Genomic DNA, 18,595 nt, shown 5'->3' on the forward strand with positions numbered 1-18,595 from the left:
ATAACTTTTGTAAAAGAGTATTAGTTTTCTTAAATACATATTTAAAAAAATAAAAGCCTCTCATGTTTTTAAGTTTTCACTTGGGTTTTTTATTGCGTTAGTTTTATCTAATATTCAAATTTTAACGTTTATATATGAAATTAATTGATTTTTTTTGAGTAAATAGAGATTTGTACTAAATTTTGATTAAATTTTAAATTGATGCAAAAAGTGGAGTTATGTATGTGATAAATGCAAAAAACTATTAAATTTGTTGAAACAAAATTATTATGAAGAGATATGTACTACGGTTTTCTTTATTTCTATTAGCTACAAATGTTTTTTACGCACAAAAAATTGAATCGAGAAAACCTGTTAGGGAAATTAATTTAAATTCAAAAAAAGCAGGAGACTATATAGATGTAAATGTTGCTCCTTATCCTGAAAGCAATTACACTCCTGCACAACTTGTTACAGACGTTTTGGTAGGGACTTCCGGTTCTTGTGGAACTCCTAATATTTCTAACGTTACAGTTAGCCCTAACCAACCTGTAACCAATAATAACAGATTTTGGGGTTATTTTAATAAAGCAACTTCAACTTTCCCTTTTGAAGAAGGAATTATCTTAACTACAGGATATGCAAGAAAGGCAGGTAATGCACTTGAACCTTTAACTTTAAGTGACGGTAATGGAGGAGGAAGCGATGCTGATCTTATTGCAGCCATTGGGGTGACTACACAAATTAATAATGCGGCTGTTTTAGAATTTGACTTTGTACCTACGAGTTCTCAAATGAAATTCAGATATATTTTTTCATCTGAGGAATATGAAGGTAACTTTCCTTGCCCACCATTTCAATATGATGATGCTTTTGCTTTATTATTAAAACCAAATACTCCAGGGGCTACCTATACAAATTTAGCGGTTTTGCCTGGAGGAGCAGGACCTGTTTCCGTACCTAATATTCTTCCGGGAAGCTTTGCTTGCGGACCGATTAATGCTCAGTATTTTGGTTCTTTATCTCCAAATGCAACAAACTATAATGGTATTACAGCACCTCTTACAGCTGAAGCTACAGTAATTCCGGGACAGTCTTACCACATCAAAATGGTGGTAGCTGATGCAAGAGACAGCAGCTATGGTTCTGCTGTTTTTTTAGAAGCCGGATCATTTGATATCGGTGTGAATTTATTAGACCCTGCAGGAGCTCAATTACCTGCAGAAATTAACGTTTGTGATAATGTACCACAGGTAATTACTGCATCTACCAGTGGACCGAATTTATTATATAAATGGTTTTTCAACGGAGCTGTAATTCCTGGGGCCAACACAAATACCATCACAGCAACACAGCCTGGAGATTATAAAATTGAAGTGAGTGTTCCTGGAAATCCTTGTCCAGGATCTGCAAGTATAAAAATAAATGGAGGAACTACTCCTGAAGCACATGATGGAACTTATCTTTTATGTACGACGCCAGATGTGACTTCATTTAATTTAAATGCAACAAAAGCTTCCATTAGTAATAATGCTCTAACGGCAACATTTCATTTTTATGAAAATCAAGCAGATGCATTGGCTCAGAATAATAGTTATATAACAAATATTTACAATTATAACGGGACTGATGGACAAATTTTGCATGTTGTGGTTTCTGATGGTATTTTCTGTAGTAAACTGGTAAAGCTTACTTTACATAGAGAAGTAACCCCTGTTGCACAACTTGCCTCATCACAATTTAGAATTTGTGCTGGTGAATCAGTAACTCTTACTGCTTCAGGAGGTGTTACTTATCAATGGGATAATTTTGGTGGAAGTGGCAATACACAAACAGTTACGCTTCACCAATCTACCGATTTTACGGTGTATGCCATCGGAACACAAGGTTGTAAGTCTCTACAGCCGGCAAAAGTTAGAATAGAAGTGATACCTGCAATCACAACCCCATTATTAGATGTAGAAATGTGTGTAGGAGATAATATTGTGTTGGATGCAGGAGCTGGAAATAATTATACCTACCTGTGGAATACAGGCGCAACTACTCAGACGATTGTTGCAAATGAAATAGGTATTTACAGTGTGGTAATTGATAATGGAGTTTGTAAAGACGAATTTAAAGTGAAAGTATTTGCTGCAGCTTTGCCATATTTTACGAATCTTAATTATTCAGATAATACATTAACGGTGACGGCATATAGCCCTACCATTAACAATTTTCCGCAAACATTAGAGTACTCTATTGATGGTATTTTTTGGCAGGATTCTAATGTTTTCCCTGGTCTTTTAAACAATAAAAATTATACGGTCAGAGTAAGAATTAAAGGAACAAGCTGTAATGGTTTTATAGATTTCTTTACCCTTCATATCAATAATGTAATTACCCCAAATCAGGATGGTGTTAATGATGTTTTAGACCTTACTTCTTTAGGAGTATTCAAAAACTTTACGGGTTCTATTTATGATAGATATGGTGTGGAAATGTTCAGATTCTCAAAAGAAACTCCAATTTGGAACGGAACTGTTGGCGGAAAAAGATTACCGACTGCAACATATTGGTACAAATTTAATTTTGAATACAATAAGTCTAAAACTCAGATGAATCAATCGGGTTGGATTATGTTGAAAAACAGAGAGTAATTCTCAATATGTAAATAAAGAAAAATGCCTTTCAAATCTGAAAGGCATTTTTTTGTTTATTGATTTTCTTTCCAAAGGATGGTGAAAGAAATAAAATCTGCTACACTGAGCTCTTCAGCTCTTTTATCTAAAAATTCATGAGTTTTCAAAGCTTCAGGAATGTTTAAAATTTTCAGAGAGTTCGATAATTTTTTTCTTCTCTGATTAAATCCTGCTTTTACAATTTGTTTAAACAAGATTTCATTTCCGGCAAGGCCTTCTTTAGGGTTTCGGGTAAGTCTTATAACTCCCGATTTTACTTTCGGTGGCGGATTAAAAACATTTTCATGTACAGTGAAAAGATACTTTACATCATAGTAAGCCTGAATTAAAACAGACAAAATTCCGTAATCTTTTGTTCGCGGAACAGCGGCAGTTCTCTCTGCAACCTCTTTCTGGAACATTCCTACCATTTCAGGAATCAGCTCATAATGATCAATGATTTTAAATAAGATTTGCGACGAAATATTATACGGGAAATTTCCAATAATCGCAATTTGTTCTTTTTCTAAACCTGCGAAGTCGTGCTTTAGAAAGTCGCCAACAAAAGAGTCTTCTGTTATTTTTTCATAATGCTTTTTTAGATATTCAATCGATTCTGTATCGATTTCGGCAAGATATAATTTTTGCTCTTTTTCAATCAAATATTTGGTGAGAACTCCCATTCCAGGGCCTACTTCGAGTACGTTTTCGTAACTTTCAAAGCTTAGTCCTTCTACAATTTTTTGGGCGATATTTTCGTCAGTCAAAAAGTGTTGACCGAGATGTTTTTTTGCTTTTACACTCAAAGTTTTTTATGATTTTGTTAACAATGATTTTCTATAATTCGTCACAAATTTCGGAAGATTTTTTCTAATTTAGCCAAAAATTTTAATATTAATGGCTAAATCTGTAGAAGAGTTTAATAAGAAAAGGCTTCGGTCCAGTAATATTACTGTCGTGGTAAGTATCGCTTTAGTGCTGTTTTTGTTGGGATTAATGGGGCTTATTTTAATCAACGCTCAAAAATATTCCGACTATTTGAAAGAGCAACTTGTTGTAAATGCTTATTTTGAGGAAAATTACGACATCAAAGATTCAGCTAAAATAGCAAAGCAAGAAGCTGTTGCTGTTGAATTAATTAATAAAATGGAAGCGGTAAAACGCACCAAGTATATCACCAAGAAAATGGCTACAGCTGAAGCCAAAAAAAGCTTGGGAATAGATACGGAAGCGCTTTTTGAAGAAGATATTTACCCTGCATCTGTAGAAGTTTCTCTAAAGGCCGGTTATACAGATTCTATTAAAACTGCTGCTGTTTTGAAAGAGCTTAAAGCTATTCCCGGAATAAAAGAAGTAAAAAACGATACCGATTCTCAGAAAATATATGATAACCTGAATAAAATTTTGAAATGGATTTTAGGATTCTGTTTATTATTCCTGGTTTTAGCAATTGTTTTGATTAACAACTCAATTCGTCTGAAGGTTTTCTCAAAAAGATTTATCATCAAAACCATGCAGTTGGTAGGTGCAAAACGAAGATTTATTTTGACACCATTCATCAAAGAAGCACTTATTTTAGGACTTCTTGGTGCAGTTATCGGTCTTTCGGCACTTTTCGGAGTTTGGTATTATTTTACAACAGCAATCAAAACGCCTTTCGTACAAGATACAAATCAGTATATTTGGTTAGTAATTTCTATATTTGGTGTAGGTTTATTCATCACAGTATTAAGTACAATTATTGCAACATGGAGATTCTTAAAATCTAATGTTGACGATTTATATTATTCTTAAAAATGAGCAAAAAAACAAATAAATTTTCGGCATCAGATTTCGGTGACGAAACAAAAGTTTCCGAAGAAAATACTTTTTATTTCGGTAAAGAAAATTTCAAATGGATGCTGATTGGGCTTGCGTGTATTGTAGTAGGTTTTCTTCTAATGATGGGGCCAGATGCAAATACCGTAGACGGAAAATTTGACCCTAATGTCTGGAACGACGATATTTTTTCCATCAGAAGAATCAGAATTGCTCCGCTCCTTGTGGTAACAGGATTTGTTATTGAAGTCTACGCAATTTTAAAAAGAAAATAAAATTTTTACAATAAAGACTAAGACAATAAAAGATTTGAATATTAATTTGAATCTTTTGCTGTTTTTAATCTTTTAATATTTTTTGAATTAAACAAAAATGGATTTAATCAAAGCAATCATTATTGCCATCGTAGAAGGACTTACAGAATATCTACCGATTTCATCAACAGCTCATATGGGTTTTACTGCCAATTTGATGGGCTTAGAAGAAACAGAATTTTTAAAAATGTTTCAGGTTTCCATACAGTTTGGAGCTATTCTATCGGTCGTTGTAGCGTATTGGAAAAAGTTTTTTGACTTTAAAAACCTTAAGTTTTATTACAAATTAGGTTTTGCGGTGATTCCGGCTTTGGTTTTAGGATATATTTTTGATGATATGATTGAGGCTGTTTTGGGAAATCAGATTGCCATATCCTCAGTTTTGGTTTTAGGTGGAGTCGTTTTATTGTTTGCTGATAAATGGTTTAAAAATCCTGTGATTAATGACGAAAAAGATATTTCAATAAAAAAAGCAGTGACCATTGGTTTTTGGCAATGTCTTGCGATGATGCCAGGGACAAGTAGAAGTGCAGCTTCGATTATTGGAGGGATGACGCAAGGTTTATCACGAAAAGCAGCAGCAGAATTCTCATTCTTTTTGGCTGTTCCTACGATGTTGGCAGTAACTGTTTACTCTGTTTTTGTAAAAACCTGGGGTAAGACAACTGCAAATCCTATGAAAGGTTATGAGATGATTTTACAATCTCAAGACCACATCCTGATTTTTATTGTAGGTAATATTGTAGCATTTATTGTAGCATTGATTGCTATCAAAGCGTTTATTGGTGTTTTAAATAAATATGGTTTTAAACCTTGGGGTTGGTACCGTATTTTTGTAGGAATTGCTTTGTTGATTTATTTTTATTACTTTAAATAATTGATTTTATATTTATTTGGGCAGCTATTTCCGTCTTCCACTCCCGCTTTTTTGCCTCCGCTTCGCTGCTGCAAAAAGAGCTCCGTTCAAGCCGGGCTGCAAGAGATTCACTCTTAAAAATACAGCATTTAAAAAAGTAAATATCTCCCCCCTAAAAAGCTAATCAATCCTCAAACTCTCCAACCCAAAACGTTCCACTCAAAATGACATCACAACAACTTCTAGACGGACACATATTTTTATTAGACAAACCTTTGGATTGGACCTCTTTTCAGGCAGTCAATAAAATGAAATATAAACTCAAAAGAGAATTTGATCTTCCGAAAAAATTTAAGATCGGTCATGCCGGAACTTTAGATCCGCGTGCGACAGGATTATTGATCGTTTGCACTGGAAAGTTCACAAAAAAGATTCCTGAAATACAGGATGCCCCAAAAGAATATTGGACCGAAGTAAAAATAGGCGTACAAACTGAATCATACGATACCGAAAAACCAGAGATCCTTCATCAGGACATTTCAAAGGTAACGGAAGAAGACGTAAAAAATGCTTTAGAAAAATTCTTAGGGGAAATAAATCAAAGACCACCTGTTTTTTCAGCCATTAAAATTGACGGAGAAAGAGCCTATAACTTAGCAAGAGCAGGAGAAGAGGTTGAGATGAAATCAAGAAAAACAACCATTCATTATATCAAAGATATTGAGATCAATTTTCCTTTGATCAGTTTTACGGTAGGGTGCTCAAAAGGAACTTACATCAGAAGTTTAGCGCACGATATTGGTCAGGAATTAGGTGTTGGAGGCTATCTTACCCAATTAAGAAGAACAAAAATCGGCGATTACAAAATAGAAGATGGAACCAGCGATTTTTTAGAAAATGAATATCGATTTGAAAACTTATGATTAAAAATTTACTCTCGATATTTGTTGTGCTGTTTTCAATAACAGTATTTTCGCAAGTTGACGATTCAAAAAAACCGAAAATGAATTTTTATGTAAACCCGACCTTAAATGTGGGTTACAACTTAGGAAACCAAATTAAGGATAATCAAAACAAAGATTCGCAATATTACCAGCAATATGTAGCACCTTATCTTCCCAATAAAATTACATTTGGAATGTCGGTAATTGGTGGTTATAATTTTCTTCCTAATTTTGCAATTGGTACAGGTTTGAAATACAGCTATATTGACCCCAATTTTCATATGATGTATTGGTTGATTCAGCCAAAATTTATTTTCAATCCAGGAGATGAAGCGTTTTTTATCGATGTTACATATGGAAAGCAGTTTAATCATTCGGCAGTTTCAAATTCTGATTTTTGGAGCTTAAAAGCCGGCCTTCAGGTTGCTTATTCCAAAAGATTAAGTCAGGAAGGAGGTTTGTTCTTAGAAAGATTTCAGCTTGGAAGCTCAAGTGCCATATTTATAGGATTAAGTTACGGAATCACCGTTTTCAGTAACAAAAATTACACAGTAGAAGGAATAGAATAATGGAAAAAACACGTATTAATAAATATCTTTCAGAAGTTGGTTACTGCTCAAGAAGAGCGGCAGATAAGCTTTTGGAAGAAGGTAGAATAAAAATAAACGGCCAAATTCCTGAGTTGGGAACTAAAATTTCTGATGAAGACGTAGTAGAAGTTGACGGAAAACCCATCCGTGAATCTGAAGAAAAACCTGTTTATATTGCTTTCAATAAACCCGTAGGGATTGTTTGTACTACCGATACAAAACGTGAACGTGATAATATTATAGAGTATATCAATCATCCTAAACGTATTTTTCCGATCGGGAGATTAGATAAGCCAAGTGAAGGTTTGATTTTATTGACAAATGATGGAGATATTGTTAACAAAATTTTAAGGTCTAAAAATAACAACGAGAAAGAATATTTAGTAAGAGTTGACAAGCCAATCAATCCTCGGTTTTTGGAAAAAATGCGTAATGGTGTTCCAATTTTAGATACAGTCACTAAAAAATGTGAAGTGGAAAAAATTGATGATATGACCTTTCGTATTGTTTTGACACAAGGGCTTAATAGGCAAATTAGAAGAATGTGTGAATTCTTAGGATATGAAGTAAAAAAGCTGAAACGTATAAGAATCATGAATATCAAGCTTGATATTCCTTTAGGAAAATGGAGAGAATTATCTCCCGAAGAATTTTCTGGTTTAAATAATCTCTTGGGAGATTCTACTAAGACAATTTAAAAAATAATTCTTCTTTTGTTTTTCTGTTAAGTCATATATTAATTATTGATTTTTTCAATAAAGAGAAAATAATATGATAATTATTTGATTCAGATGTGATTAAATTATAAATTTGTAGTGTTAATGTTTGGGAAATCTTAAAAATGCACAAGTGCTGAATAAGATTTTCCGGATACTAACAAAAACACAAATTTAATAATTTAATTATACGATGATGAAAAAAATACTTCTCGCTAAGGCAGTGGTTTTCTATCTGCTATTTTTTCAAAACGCAAAAGGACAAGTTGGGATAGGGACAGAAACTGTAGAAAATGACTTACTCCTAAAAACTTATTCTTCTAATAAAGGGGTCTTAATTCCTAATCTTAACATTCCAAATCTCAATCTAGCTTCACCAGTTACAGCAACTCCTGCTCTTGGATTATTAGCGTATAATACCGCTCCCGGAAAAAAAGGATTTAATTTTTGGGAAGGAAGTAAATGGAGTGAAGTTGTAGATTCTGGAAACATCTATTCCGTACTGGGATTAACAATTTCTTATAACACATCAAGCTCATCGCCAGTCGATTTAACTGTACTTTCCGGTGCGCTGAATTATGCTGAAAACTCCGCACCCGGTACAATTTGGACAGAAATTCCGGGTCTTGCTAAAAATATTACAATCAGTCAGGCCAATAATACTGTTTTTGTGCTGACTGAAGGCATGGTTCAGGCTAATAATGCCACCCTAAATTCTGCTAATACATATACTTATGCCGTTGGTGTTTTTGTAGATGATAAATTGGCGGGGGTTAGAAACTATTCTTCAAATTACGGACGTACTTTTCAATATGATTTCTTTTCAATAAATACGGTTTTCAAAAATCTTAGCATAGGAAACCATACTGTGAAAATGTATGTCACAATGAGGGTTAATAACCATCCTGATGCCACCGTCTGGAAGTTTGGCGGCGCAGCCTCGCCCTCCGTAAACAATGACATGTCTAAGATAAATATGTTTATCACATTAACCGAAAAATCTTAAAACACAATACCATGAAAAAAAATTATTTAATATTCCTTTTTTTTATATTAGGAATCACTAATCGGGCACAAACTGGCTCGGTAGGGATTGGAACTGTAGCTCCAGATGCATCTGCGATTTTAGATTTAGTATCTGGCAATAAGGGGTTTATGCTGCCGAAAGTTTCATTAAATCCAAATAATGTTTCCAGTTATAGTTTTCTAATTTCAACACCTACAGAATCTTTAATGGTGTATAATACTAATGAAAATTTTCCTGGGGGAAAAGGCCTGTATTATTGGGATGGAACAAAATGGGTCTTTTACTTTAGTTCAGCAAACATCAATTTACTTTTAGGAATTACCAAATATTATTCTAAAATTTATAATACTGGGGTCTCTACTAGCAATTATCCTGCAGATGCTACTTCCGTGAATTCATTTGTAAATGGAAGTCTTTTGGCAAGTCCTTGGGTGGAAATTACAGATGCTACACCTTTCAGTTTTGTCATCGATAGGGCAATCAATAATACAGTAGTTACTTTTACAGGAATGCTACAATTAAATAATGCTTCATCCAGCAGTGAAAGTGTAACGTATGGTCTGGGGATTTTTGTAGATGATAAATTAATTTCATCAAAATCAGCTACGATGAATGTAGATAACACATGTGCGTTCCGTGAATTTACGATTACAGGTCTGGCAAGTAATCTCAGTGTAAATACTCATAATATAAAGCTCGCCGTAATGAATAGGTCCAGTACCACCACTGTAGCTATTAATTATGGACAAAAAGGAGCAAGCTGCACCAATATCTCAAATGATGAAGCAAAAATAAGTGCTATCGTTTTAGTCAATCAACCATTACCTTACTAATCATGAAAAAAATATTTAACATCATTCTTTTAGTAGTTGTTCATACTATTTGCTTTTCACAGGTTGTGATTACAGATAAAGGGATACCTGCTTTAGATAATACAGCTGTCTTAAAATTAGACTCAGACAAAAAAGGATTTCTGTTACCAAGAATTCCTTTGACATCAAATATGGATGCTATCACAGTGCCAAGTCCACAAAACGGAAATATAGTTTTTAACAGCAATGCTACACCGTCTTTGCCGCAAACCGTTACCTATTTCGAAGTTGACCGATGGAATGCTTTATATACTAAAGAAATGCTTCAGCCAAAATTAGATTTAGTTAATATAAGCTCTGTTTCGTCTTCTGGAAGTACTGTTATTACAGGTTTCAATCCAGGAGCAATTAATTTAGGTACAGGTACTTCGGCGTGGGTTGCTTTAGGGATAACAGATTCAAAATCATTCACAAGGGCTCATAATTCTTTTGCTTTCACTGTAGAAGGTATGACACAACTTGATGCTTCATCTAATGAATATTATGAATATGCAATCGGTATTTTCGTTGACGATGTATTGGTTGTAGTAAGAAAATACCACAAGCAAAAAGAAAATTTCACTTGTTCTTGGAATAAATTTATTTTAAATGGGGTGGTTAATAATTTATCTATTGGGAATCATACAATAAAAGTTATGGCTCGAAATATATCTTCAACTTCTAATTTGGCAACGCAGAAAATTGTGTACGCAGGTGCTGCTACACGGTCTGATGGAAGTATTTGCGATAATATGAGTAGCTTTTTGGCGAAAATATCTCTTAATACTACGGTCGTAGAATCTATTAATTAAAAATATATGATTTTATCATAATTTGTGTTTTTTAACGGATGAGCAATTTTGCTCATCTGTTTTTGTTTTTAATATGAGCCTGTTTTACCTGCTAGATTAATTGAAATAAACATAATTGTGAATCCAAGTTTTTTTTGTAATTTTGCAGTCACTTTTTGTGGATAGGTCTGAAAAGGTAAATTATTATAAATTAATTACTTCCGTATTTTTTAAAACCACATTTATTCAGACCATTAAAAAAGAAGGAATACAAATTTTATTAGAAAATGTCAAAAGAGACAAATTCAGCAGAGGTTTTATTAAACCAAAACGTAGCACCAGAACAATTTGATTGGGATTCTTTCGAATCAGGTCTTGATGCAGATGCTAGAAAAGAAAAAAGTGATCTTGAAGAAATCTATAACGGATCTCTTAGCAGCTTAAATGATAACGACGTTATCACTGGTAAAGTTGTAAGATTAACTGACAAAGAAGCTATCGTAGACATCGACTTCAAATCTGAAGGTGTTATTTCTCTTAACGAATTCCGTTACAACCCAGGCCTAAAAGTAGGTGATGATGTTGAAGTAATGGTAGACAGAAGAGAAGACAAAACAGGTCAGTTACAATTATCTCACAGAAAAGCTAGAACGCTTAAAGCTTGGGATAGAGTAAATGAGCTTCACGAAACTGGAGAAATCGTTAACGGTTTTGTTAAGTCTAGAACTAAAGGAGGTATGATCGTTGACGTACACGGAATCGAAGCATTCTTACCAGGTTCTCAAATTGATGTTAAGCCAATCAAAGATTACGATCAGTTCGTAGGTAAAACTATGGAGTTCAAAGTTGTGAAAATCAACCCTGAGTTCAAAAACGTAGTTGTATCTCACAAAGCATTGATCGAAGCAGATATCGAAGGTCAGAAAAAAGAAATCATCGCTCAGCTTGAAAAAGGACAAGTTCTTGAAGGTACTGTTAAGAATATTACTTCTTACGGTGTATTCATCGACTTAGGAGGTGTTGATGGATTGATTCACATTACAGACCTTTCTTGGTCTAGAGTGAACCACCCATCTGAAATCCTAGAAGACGGACAAACTGTAAAAGTTGTTATCCTTGATTTTGATGACGAGAAAACAAGAATCCAATTAGGTATGAAGCAATTAGAAGCTCATCCTTGGGATGCTCTTTCTGCTGACATGAAAGTTGGAGATAAAGTAAAAGGAAAAGTAGTAGTTCTTGCTGATTATGGTGCATTCGTAGAAATCGCTCCAGGTGTAGAAGGATTAATTCACGTTTCTGAAATGTCTTGGTCTACTCACTTGAGAAGCGCAGGAGATTTCGTAAAAGTAGGTGACGAAGTGGAAGCTGAAGTACTTACTCTTGATAGAGAAGACAGAAAAATCTCTTTAGGTATGAAACAATTATCTAAAGATCCATGGGAAAATATCGAAGCTAAGTATCCAGTAGGTTCTCAACACGTTGGAACTGTAAGAAACTTTACAAACTTCGGTGTATTCGTAGAATTGGAAGAAGGTATCGATGGATTAATCTATATCTCTGATCTTTCTTGGACTAAGAAAATCAAGCACCCATCTGAGTTCTGTGCAGTTGGTGACAAATTAGATGTTGTAGTTCTAGAATTAGACATCCAAGCTAGAAGATTATCTCTAGGTCACAAACAACTTCAAGAAAACCCTTGGGATAAATTTGAAACTAAATATGCTGAAGGAACTGTACACGCTGGTAAAGCTGTAGAAGTACACGATAAAGGTGCTTCTGTACAATTCGAAGATGCTGAAGTTGAAGCTTTCTGCCCATCAAGATTATTAGAGAAGGAAGACGGATCTAAAATCAAAAAAGGTGAAGATGCTCAGTTTAAAGTAATCGAATTCAACAAAGAATTCAAGAGAGTAGTAGTTTCTCACACAGGTATCTTCAGAGACGAAGAGAAAAAGAATGTGAAAGAATCTTCTAACAGAAATGTATCTTCTTCTTCAAACAACGAAGAAAGATCAACTCTTGGAGACATTGATGCTTTAGCAGAATTGAAAAAGAAAATGGAAGGAGGTAAATAATCCGACAATCATTTTTTAATATAAGAACCACTCGAAAGAGTGGTTTTTTTGTTTTGAGTAAATCATAAATTAAATCAACCTTAATTGAATTTTATTAAATACGGGCTGATTATTAAAATCTTAATAAATGTTTAATAAAACTATATTAATCATATAGAGTAGAATTAAATTTTAAATGTTTACAAAAAAATGTTTTTTTGCCTCTAGAAAAACGAAATAATAGGTATGATGTAGTTTAAAATGCTATTGAGTGCTAAGTGTGTGGTTTTGAAAATCAATAAGTTATAGTCTTGTTTTATGTGAGATTTTATTTTAATATATTGATAATTAGTTATTTAAAAGATGGTTGAAGTTTTATATTAAAAACTAACGAATATTTTAATTAATGGTAGTATTAATTGAGAATTAATTATACATTTGCATCTTTAATTAAGTAAATGAAAAAAGTAATTCTACCTCTTGTTATTGCCGTTTTCGCAGTAATACCTTCAGTGTCATTTGCACAGTCAAATGAAGTGTTGATTAAAAATTATATTTCTCAAAATAAGCTGAGAGAATATAAAAAATCTGATCTTAATCAATTTATTATTGATAATGTTGACTCTTCAAAATCATTGAATGGTGATGTTGTTAAAATTCAACAGACTTATAATGGTTTACCTGTCTATAATTCAGTAGCAACGGCACTTGTTAAAGACAGCAAAGTTGTATACTTTACAGATAATTTTATTAAGGATTATCATGAGTCTACATCAACCAATGCTACTATTTCTAAAAATTCAGCACTTGATAAGATTGCTGATGATTTAGGAAATTCAGAAATTTCGAGTTTGCCTATTATTAAATTTTTAGAAAAAACTACAAATAAGAATTATGCTGCAAAGCAAAGACTTGTATACGCAAATAATAAAAATGGTGATTTAAGACTGGCTTATGAATATTCTTTTAGTGAGCCCAAATCTGCTAATTATTGGAGTATTATTGTTGATGCTAATAATGGTGATATTATCAGTAAAGCTAATTTAACGACATTTTGTGAATTTGAGCAGAATACTTATTCACATGATTATTCGCAATCACATATTCATGCAGATGACAGCGAGCATTCGTTTGTTGGCGCAGAAAACAAGATAGACCAATTGAACCAAAATTTAGCTTTATTATTACCAGATAATGCTTCATATAACATCTTTCCACTTCCACTTGAAGCACCTACTTTTGGACCAAGATCTATACTTTCAAACCCTTGGAATCTTATAGCATCACCTGAAGGATGGCATTCAGACGGAACTACACATTATACAGTAACAAGAGGAAATAATGTTTTTGCTTATGAAGATGTTGCAGGAACAGCTCTTACTGTTCCTCCTGATTATTTGCCGGGAGCTCCAGCGGATGGGGGAGCTTCAAGAAATTTTAATTTCCCATTTTCAATGACTGGAAGCCCAACAGCTAATCTAAATGCTTCTATCACAAATTTATTTTATTTGAATAATAAAATTCATGATGTATTTTATCAATTCGGATTTACAGAATCCGCAAGAAATTTCCAACAGAATAATTTTGGAAAAGGAGGGCTAGAGGATGACTCTGTATTTGCGGAAGCTCAAGATGGTGGAGGTACCAATAATGCTAACTTCTCATCCCCTGAGGATAGCTACAATCCAAGAATGCAAATGTATCTTTGGTCATCAATAAATAGAATATTTTTCTATAATGCACCAACGGCTGCTACTACACGTACCCCATCGGCAGGAACCGCTGCATTCGGACCTATGCTTACAGCGACTGGAGTAACTGGGGATATTCAACTTTCTTCTGTTTTAAATGGATGTACAGCATTACCTGCAGGGTCTCTTACGGGTAAAATTGGATTAGTAGAAAGAGGAACTTGTGATTTTGCGCTTAAAACTAAAAATTTGCAGAATGCTGGAGCTATCGCTACCATTGTTTACAATAATGCGGCAAATGGAAATACGATTGGTGGTATGGCAGGAACAGATGCTACCATTACTATTCCTGCTGTTTTAGTTGGTAATACTGAGGGGGAGTATATTAAAACCCATTTATCTGCAAATACTGTTGTAAATATTACTTTAAAAAATGATCCAGCTTTAAGTGTAACTCCTGACGGAAGTTTTGATAACGGAATTGTAACCCATGAATATGGGCACGGTATTTCTAACAGAATGACAGGGATAGGATATAACTGCTTGAATTCTAATCTTTCTAATGAGCAAATGGGTGAAGGTTGGTCTGATTTCTTTGCTTTAATGCTAACTAATAAGCCAGGAGATAATGCTTCTGTAGCTAGAGGTACAGGTACTTATGCTGCTAATCAACCTATTACTGGTGGAGGTATTCGCCCTGCTAAATATTCTCCGGATTTTGCGATCAATGATTATACCTACGGAGATACAAATGGACTAACGTATTTTAATACTCAGCTTAATAGACAAGTTCCAGATGTACACTCTATAGGTTTTATTTGGGCGACTATGCTATGGGATCTGAACTGGAAATATGTTGAAAAATATGGGTATGCTTCTGACGTAACAGCTAATTCAACAAGTGGAAGTGCTCGAGTTTTACAATTAGTGACAGATGCATTAAAACTTCAGGGATGTAATCCTACTTTTATAGATGGTAGAGACGCTATCATAGCTGTAGATCAAGCAAAATATTTGGGTGAAAACCGTTGTATGATATGGAATGTTTTCGCAAAAAGAGGACTAGGTATCAACGCATCAGCAGGAAGTAAGTCTCCAACAAGTTTTACTAATACTGCTGCCGTAAATGCGGCTCTTAATGACCAAGTACAAAACTTTGATGTACCAGCTGATTGTTTACTTTCTACATCAGAAACGGGTGCGGTTAAAAATGTTGGAATTTCAATTTACCCAAATCCTGCTAAGAACGAGTTTTACATTAATTTCCCAAGTAATACTTTAGGAAAAGTAGATGTTGAGATTTATGATATGTCAGGAAAATTGATTTCTACAGAAAATAAAATTTCACCGGAATCTAAAAAAGCAATTTCTACAAGCAAATTGATTAACGGAACTTACCTTGTAAAAGTAAAAGGTTTAGGGATTGATGCTACTTCAAAAGTTATTATCGCTAAATAATAATCTTTTTAAAATTTAATTATACTAAGGCTGTCTCACTTTTGAGATGGCCTTTTTAATTTCTTAAGATTAATATTTTCTTTTATCATAATCATAAACAGGATTTCACAAAATGTTGCTATTTTTATAGAATATTAATAACTAAAATCATGAATTGTATTTTTATTAATAAAATGAAGACTAGAAATGTGAAAATTTTATTTGCGCTTTTTATTTTGTTTCCATATTTCATATTTTCTCAGCAACAGAAGAGATTGATATCCAATTATATTCTTACTAAGCAAACTAAGGATTTTAAAAAAGCAGATTTAAGAGATTTTGAAATCGATAATATAGACTCTTCTGAATCTTTAAAAGGAGAAATTATAAAAATTCAGCAAAAATTTAAAGGATATCCTGTTTATAATGCTGTAGGAACAGCGATCATTAAAGAGAATAAAATTGTTTATTTTTCAGATTCTTTTGTGAAAAACTATATTGTTTCGACTTCAGAAATGGCAACGCTCAGCAAAGAAAAAGCACTTGAAAATATTGCTGTAGCTTTAGGGAAAGCAGAAATAAAAAACTTTCAGATTCTTGAAAACTCGCTTTCAGAATCGAATCAGAAAAATTTCACGAAGCAAAGATTGATGTTTGTTGATGTGAATGATAATTTGAGACTTGCCTACGAATTTTCTTTTCAAGAGCCAAAATCTTCAAACTATTGGAATATTTTGGTAGATGCCAATTCAGGAGAAATTATTTCAAAAGACAACCTGAATTTATCCTGTAATTTTCATTCAGATGCTTATTTTGGAGAATCTAGGATTTCAAATAATATAGAATCTGCAAATTTTCAAAAAAACTCTTTATTTAAACTTGCAGATAATGCGAGTTACAATGTTTTTGCATTACCGATTGAAGCTCCTACTTTTGGTAACCGATCCATTGTTTCGAATCCTTGGATTTTAGCTTCTTCGCCAGCAGGATGGCATTCTACAGGAGCAACAAGTTACACAACGACAAGAGGAAATAATGTGTATTCTTACGAAGATACAGCAAACAAAGATGAACCTGGGTTTTCTCCCGATGGAGGTATAAACAGAAATTTTGATTTCCCTTTTTCTATGAACGGAACTCCCTCATCTAACCGAAGTGCTGCTATCACAAATTTGTTTTATATTAATAACAGAGTACATGATATTTTTTATCAGTTCGGATTTACAGAATCTGCAAGAAACTTTCAGCAGAATAATTTCGGTAAAGGCGGACAAGGAAATGATTATGTTTTGGCAGAATCTCAAGATGGAGGGGCTTTAAATAACGCCAATTTTACAACACCTTCCGACGGAAATAGACCTTTGATGCAAATGTATCTTTGGTCTACAGTCAACAGGTATTTCTTTTATAACGCGCCAATTACAGCAATTCCGAGAGTTCCACAAGCAAGTCCTGCTCAATTTGGGCCACTACTTAATGGAACTGGAGTTACAGGTGATGTTGTTCTGGCTTCTACAATTGATGGCTGCTCTGCATTACCTGCAGGATCTTTAACCGGAAAAATAGGATTGATGGAAAGGGGAGGAGCTTCAGGCTGTACATTTGCTTTAAAAGTAAAAAACGCTCAAAATGCAGGTGCTATTGCTGCAATTATTTATAACAATTCTACAGCAACTAATTTTCCTTCTTCAATGGGCGGAACTGATGCTACAATTACAATTCCTTCGGTTCTGATAACAAATGATGAAGGTGAATTTATTAAAACACAAGTCAATAATTCAGTAACAGTGAATGTCACTTTAAAAAGTGATCCCACAACTGCAATTACACCTGATGGAAGCTTTGATAATGGTATTGTAACTCACGAATATGGACACGGAATTTCAAATAGGCTCACAGGAAACGGTTATACCTGTCTTTTAAAATCTGCAAGTAAAGAACAAATGGGTGAAGGTTGGTCAGATTTTTTTGCTTTAATGTTGACTAACAAACCTGGAGATAATGCAAATGTTCCAAGAAGCATAGGGACTTATGCGAGCGGACAATCTACAACTGGAGCCGGATTAAGGTCTGCAAAATATTCACCTGATTTTTCTATTAATAATTATACGTATGGAAAAACAAACGGGATGGAAATCGAGGAAGATGGTGAAATCGTTCCCGATGTACACAGTATAGGATTTATTTGGGCATCAATGCTTTGGGATCTTCATTGGCAATATGCTGCGAAATATGGTTATTCCTCTGACGTTTTAGCTAACAAAAACGGTGGAAGTGCACGAGTTTTACAGTTGGTAACAGACGCATTAAAACTGCAGACTTGTAATCCTACATTTATTGACGGACGAAATGCAATTCTTTCTGCAGAAATGTTGACGACTAAAGGAGAAGACCGATGTATGATCTGGAAAACTTTTGCTAAAAGAGGTTTAGGTTTAAATGCTTTGGCTGGAAATAAAATGAATATCAATGATCAAAAAGAAGATTTTTCAATTCCTAAAGATTGTCAGGATGGAAACTCTAGTATTGCGATAGATAAAAGTTTGATATCGATTTATCCTAATCCTGCCAAAGATGAATTCTTTATTTATTTAAAAGATTTTACCATCGGAAATCTTCATTTGCAGATTTATGATATGTCCGGAAAATTGATAGTGTCAGAAAACAGAGTATCACAGGATTCAAGAATTCCTGTTTCTACAAAAGATTTTGAAAATGGAGTATATGTTGTAAAGCTACAAGGAATCGGAATTGATACTACTTCAAAAATTATTATTAAAAAATAAGTTTAAAAATTTATTAAATAGAATCACTTTAGGATTTCCTGAGGTGATTTTTGTTAATATACAGTTGTCTTATTTTTA

General features: G+C 33.7%; 14 protein-coding genes. 13 read left to right on the forward strand and 1 reads right to left on the reverse strand.

The features are described from left to right. Positions 1 to 269: 269 nt before the first annotated feature. Positions 270 to 2,618, forward strand: a complete 2,349-nt coding sequence (locus tag AB671_RS13390; RefSeq protein ID WP_066679224.1) for a choice-of-anchor L domain-containing protein — start codon at positions 270 to 272, stop codon at positions 2,616 to 2,618. 56 nt (positions 2,619 to 2,674) lie between these two features. Here AB671_RS13390 and rsmA read toward each other — a convergent pair whose 3' ends face one another. Continuing rightward, positions 2,675 to 3,445, reverse strand: coding sequence for a 16S rRNA (adenine(1518)-N(6)/adenine(1519)-N(6))-dimethyltransferase RsmA (gene rsmA, locus AB671_RS13395; protein ID WP_066679223.1), 771 nt, complete (start codon positions 3,443 to 3,445; stop codon positions 2,675 to 2,677). A gap of 91 nt (positions 3,446 to 3,536) precedes the next feature. Here rsmA and AB671_RS13400 point away from each other — a divergent pair, with 91 nt between their 5' ends. The 12 genes from AB671_RS13400 to AB671_RS13455 all read left to right on the forward strand — a co-directional run bounded on the left by AB671_RS13400 (position 3,537) and on the right by AB671_RS13455 (position 18,517). Beyond that, positions 3,537 to 4,433 (forward strand): cell division protein FtsX, encoded by an 897-nt coding sequence (locus AB671_RS13400; protein ID WP_066679222.1) that lies wholly within the window; start codon positions 3,537 to 3,539, stop codon positions 4,431 to 4,433. Positions 4,434 to 4,435: 2 nt separating this feature from the next. Next, the gene (locus AB671_RS13405) at positions 4,436 to 4,732 is read left to right on the forward strand and encodes a DUF3098 domain-containing protein (RefSeq protein ID WP_066679221.1); all 297 of its coding nucleotides are present in this window, start codon (positions 4,436 to 4,438) and stop codon (positions 4,730 to 4,732) included. 97 nt (positions 4,733 to 4,829) lie between these two features. Then, on the forward strand, positions 4,830 to 5,648 hold the full coding sequence (locus AB671_RS13410; protein WP_066679220.1) for an undecaprenyl-diphosphate phosphatase: 819 nt from the start codon (positions 4,830 to 4,832) through the stop codon (positions 5,646 to 5,648). Between the two features lie 203 nt (positions 5,649 to 5,851). Then, the gene (truB, locus tag AB671_RS13415; protein WP_066679219.1) at positions 5,852 to 6,550 is read left to right on the forward strand and encodes a tRNA pseudouridine(55) synthase TruB; all 699 of its coding nucleotides are present in this window, start codon (positions 5,852 to 5,854) and stop codon (positions 6,548 to 6,550) included. An 80-nt stretch (positions 6,551 to 6,630) separates the two neighbouring features. Next, positions 6,631 to 7,140 carry a hypothetical protein gene (locus AB671_RS13420; RefSeq protein ID WP_157444216.1) on the forward strand — a complete coding sequence of 170 codons (510 nt, stop codon included), beginning with the start codon at positions 6,631 to 6,633 and terminating at the stop codon, positions 7,138 to 7,140. After that, positions 7,140 to 7,859, forward strand: coding sequence for a 23S rRNA pseudouridine(2604) synthase RluF (gene rluF / locus AB671_RS13425; protein ID WP_066679216.1), 720 nt, complete (start codon positions 7,140 to 7,142; stop codon positions 7,857 to 7,859). Before AB671_RS13420 ends, rluF begins: the two co-directional genes overlap by 1 nt. A gap of 214 nt (positions 7,860 to 8,073) precedes the next feature. Beyond that, positions 8,074 to 8,883 carry a hypothetical protein gene (locus AB671_RS13430; RefSeq protein ID WP_066679215.1) on the forward strand — a complete coding sequence of 270 codons (810 nt, stop codon included), beginning with the start codon at positions 8,074 to 8,076 and terminating at the stop codon, positions 8,881 to 8,883. Positions 8,884 to 8,894: 11 nt separating this feature from the next. Continuing rightward, positions 8,895 to 9,737 carry a hypothetical protein gene (locus tag AB671_RS13435; RefSeq protein ID WP_066679213.1) on the forward strand — a complete coding sequence of 281 codons (843 nt, stop codon included), beginning with the start codon at positions 8,895 to 8,897 and terminating at the stop codon, positions 9,735 to 9,737. Between the two features lie 2 nt (positions 9,738 to 9,739). Beyond that, entirely contained in the window at positions 9,740 to 10,567 is an 828-nt protein-coding gene (locus AB671_RS13440; RefSeq protein ID WP_066679210.1) for a hypothetical protein, read from the forward strand. Between the two features lie 266 nt (positions 10,568 to 10,833). Beyond that, positions 10,834 to 12,624, forward strand: coding sequence for a 30S ribosomal protein S1 (rpsA, locus tag AB671_RS13445; RefSeq protein ID WP_066679209.1), 1,791 nt, complete (start codon positions 10,834 to 10,836; stop codon positions 12,622 to 12,624). 437 nt (positions 12,625 to 13,061) lie between these two features. After that, complete coding sequence (locus AB671_RS13450; RefSeq protein WP_066681732.1) at positions 13,062 to 15,752, forward strand: T9SS-dependent M36 family metallopeptidase; 2,691 nt, start codon at positions 13,062 to 13,064, stop codon at positions 15,750 to 15,752. Between the two features lie 149 nt (positions 15,753 to 15,901). Beyond that, positions 15,902 to 18,517, forward strand: a complete 2,616-nt coding sequence (locus tag AB671_RS13455) for a T9SS-dependent M36 family metallopeptidase (protein WP_066681729.1) — start codon at positions 15,902 to 15,904, stop codon at positions 18,515 to 18,517. The last annotated feature ends 78 nt before the right edge of the window (positions 18,518 to 18,595 follow it).

Source organism: Chryseobacterium sp. BGARF1 (assembly GCF_001677955.1).
GTDB lineage: Bacteria > Bacteroidota > Bacteroidia > Flavobacteriales > Weeksellaceae > Chryseobacterium.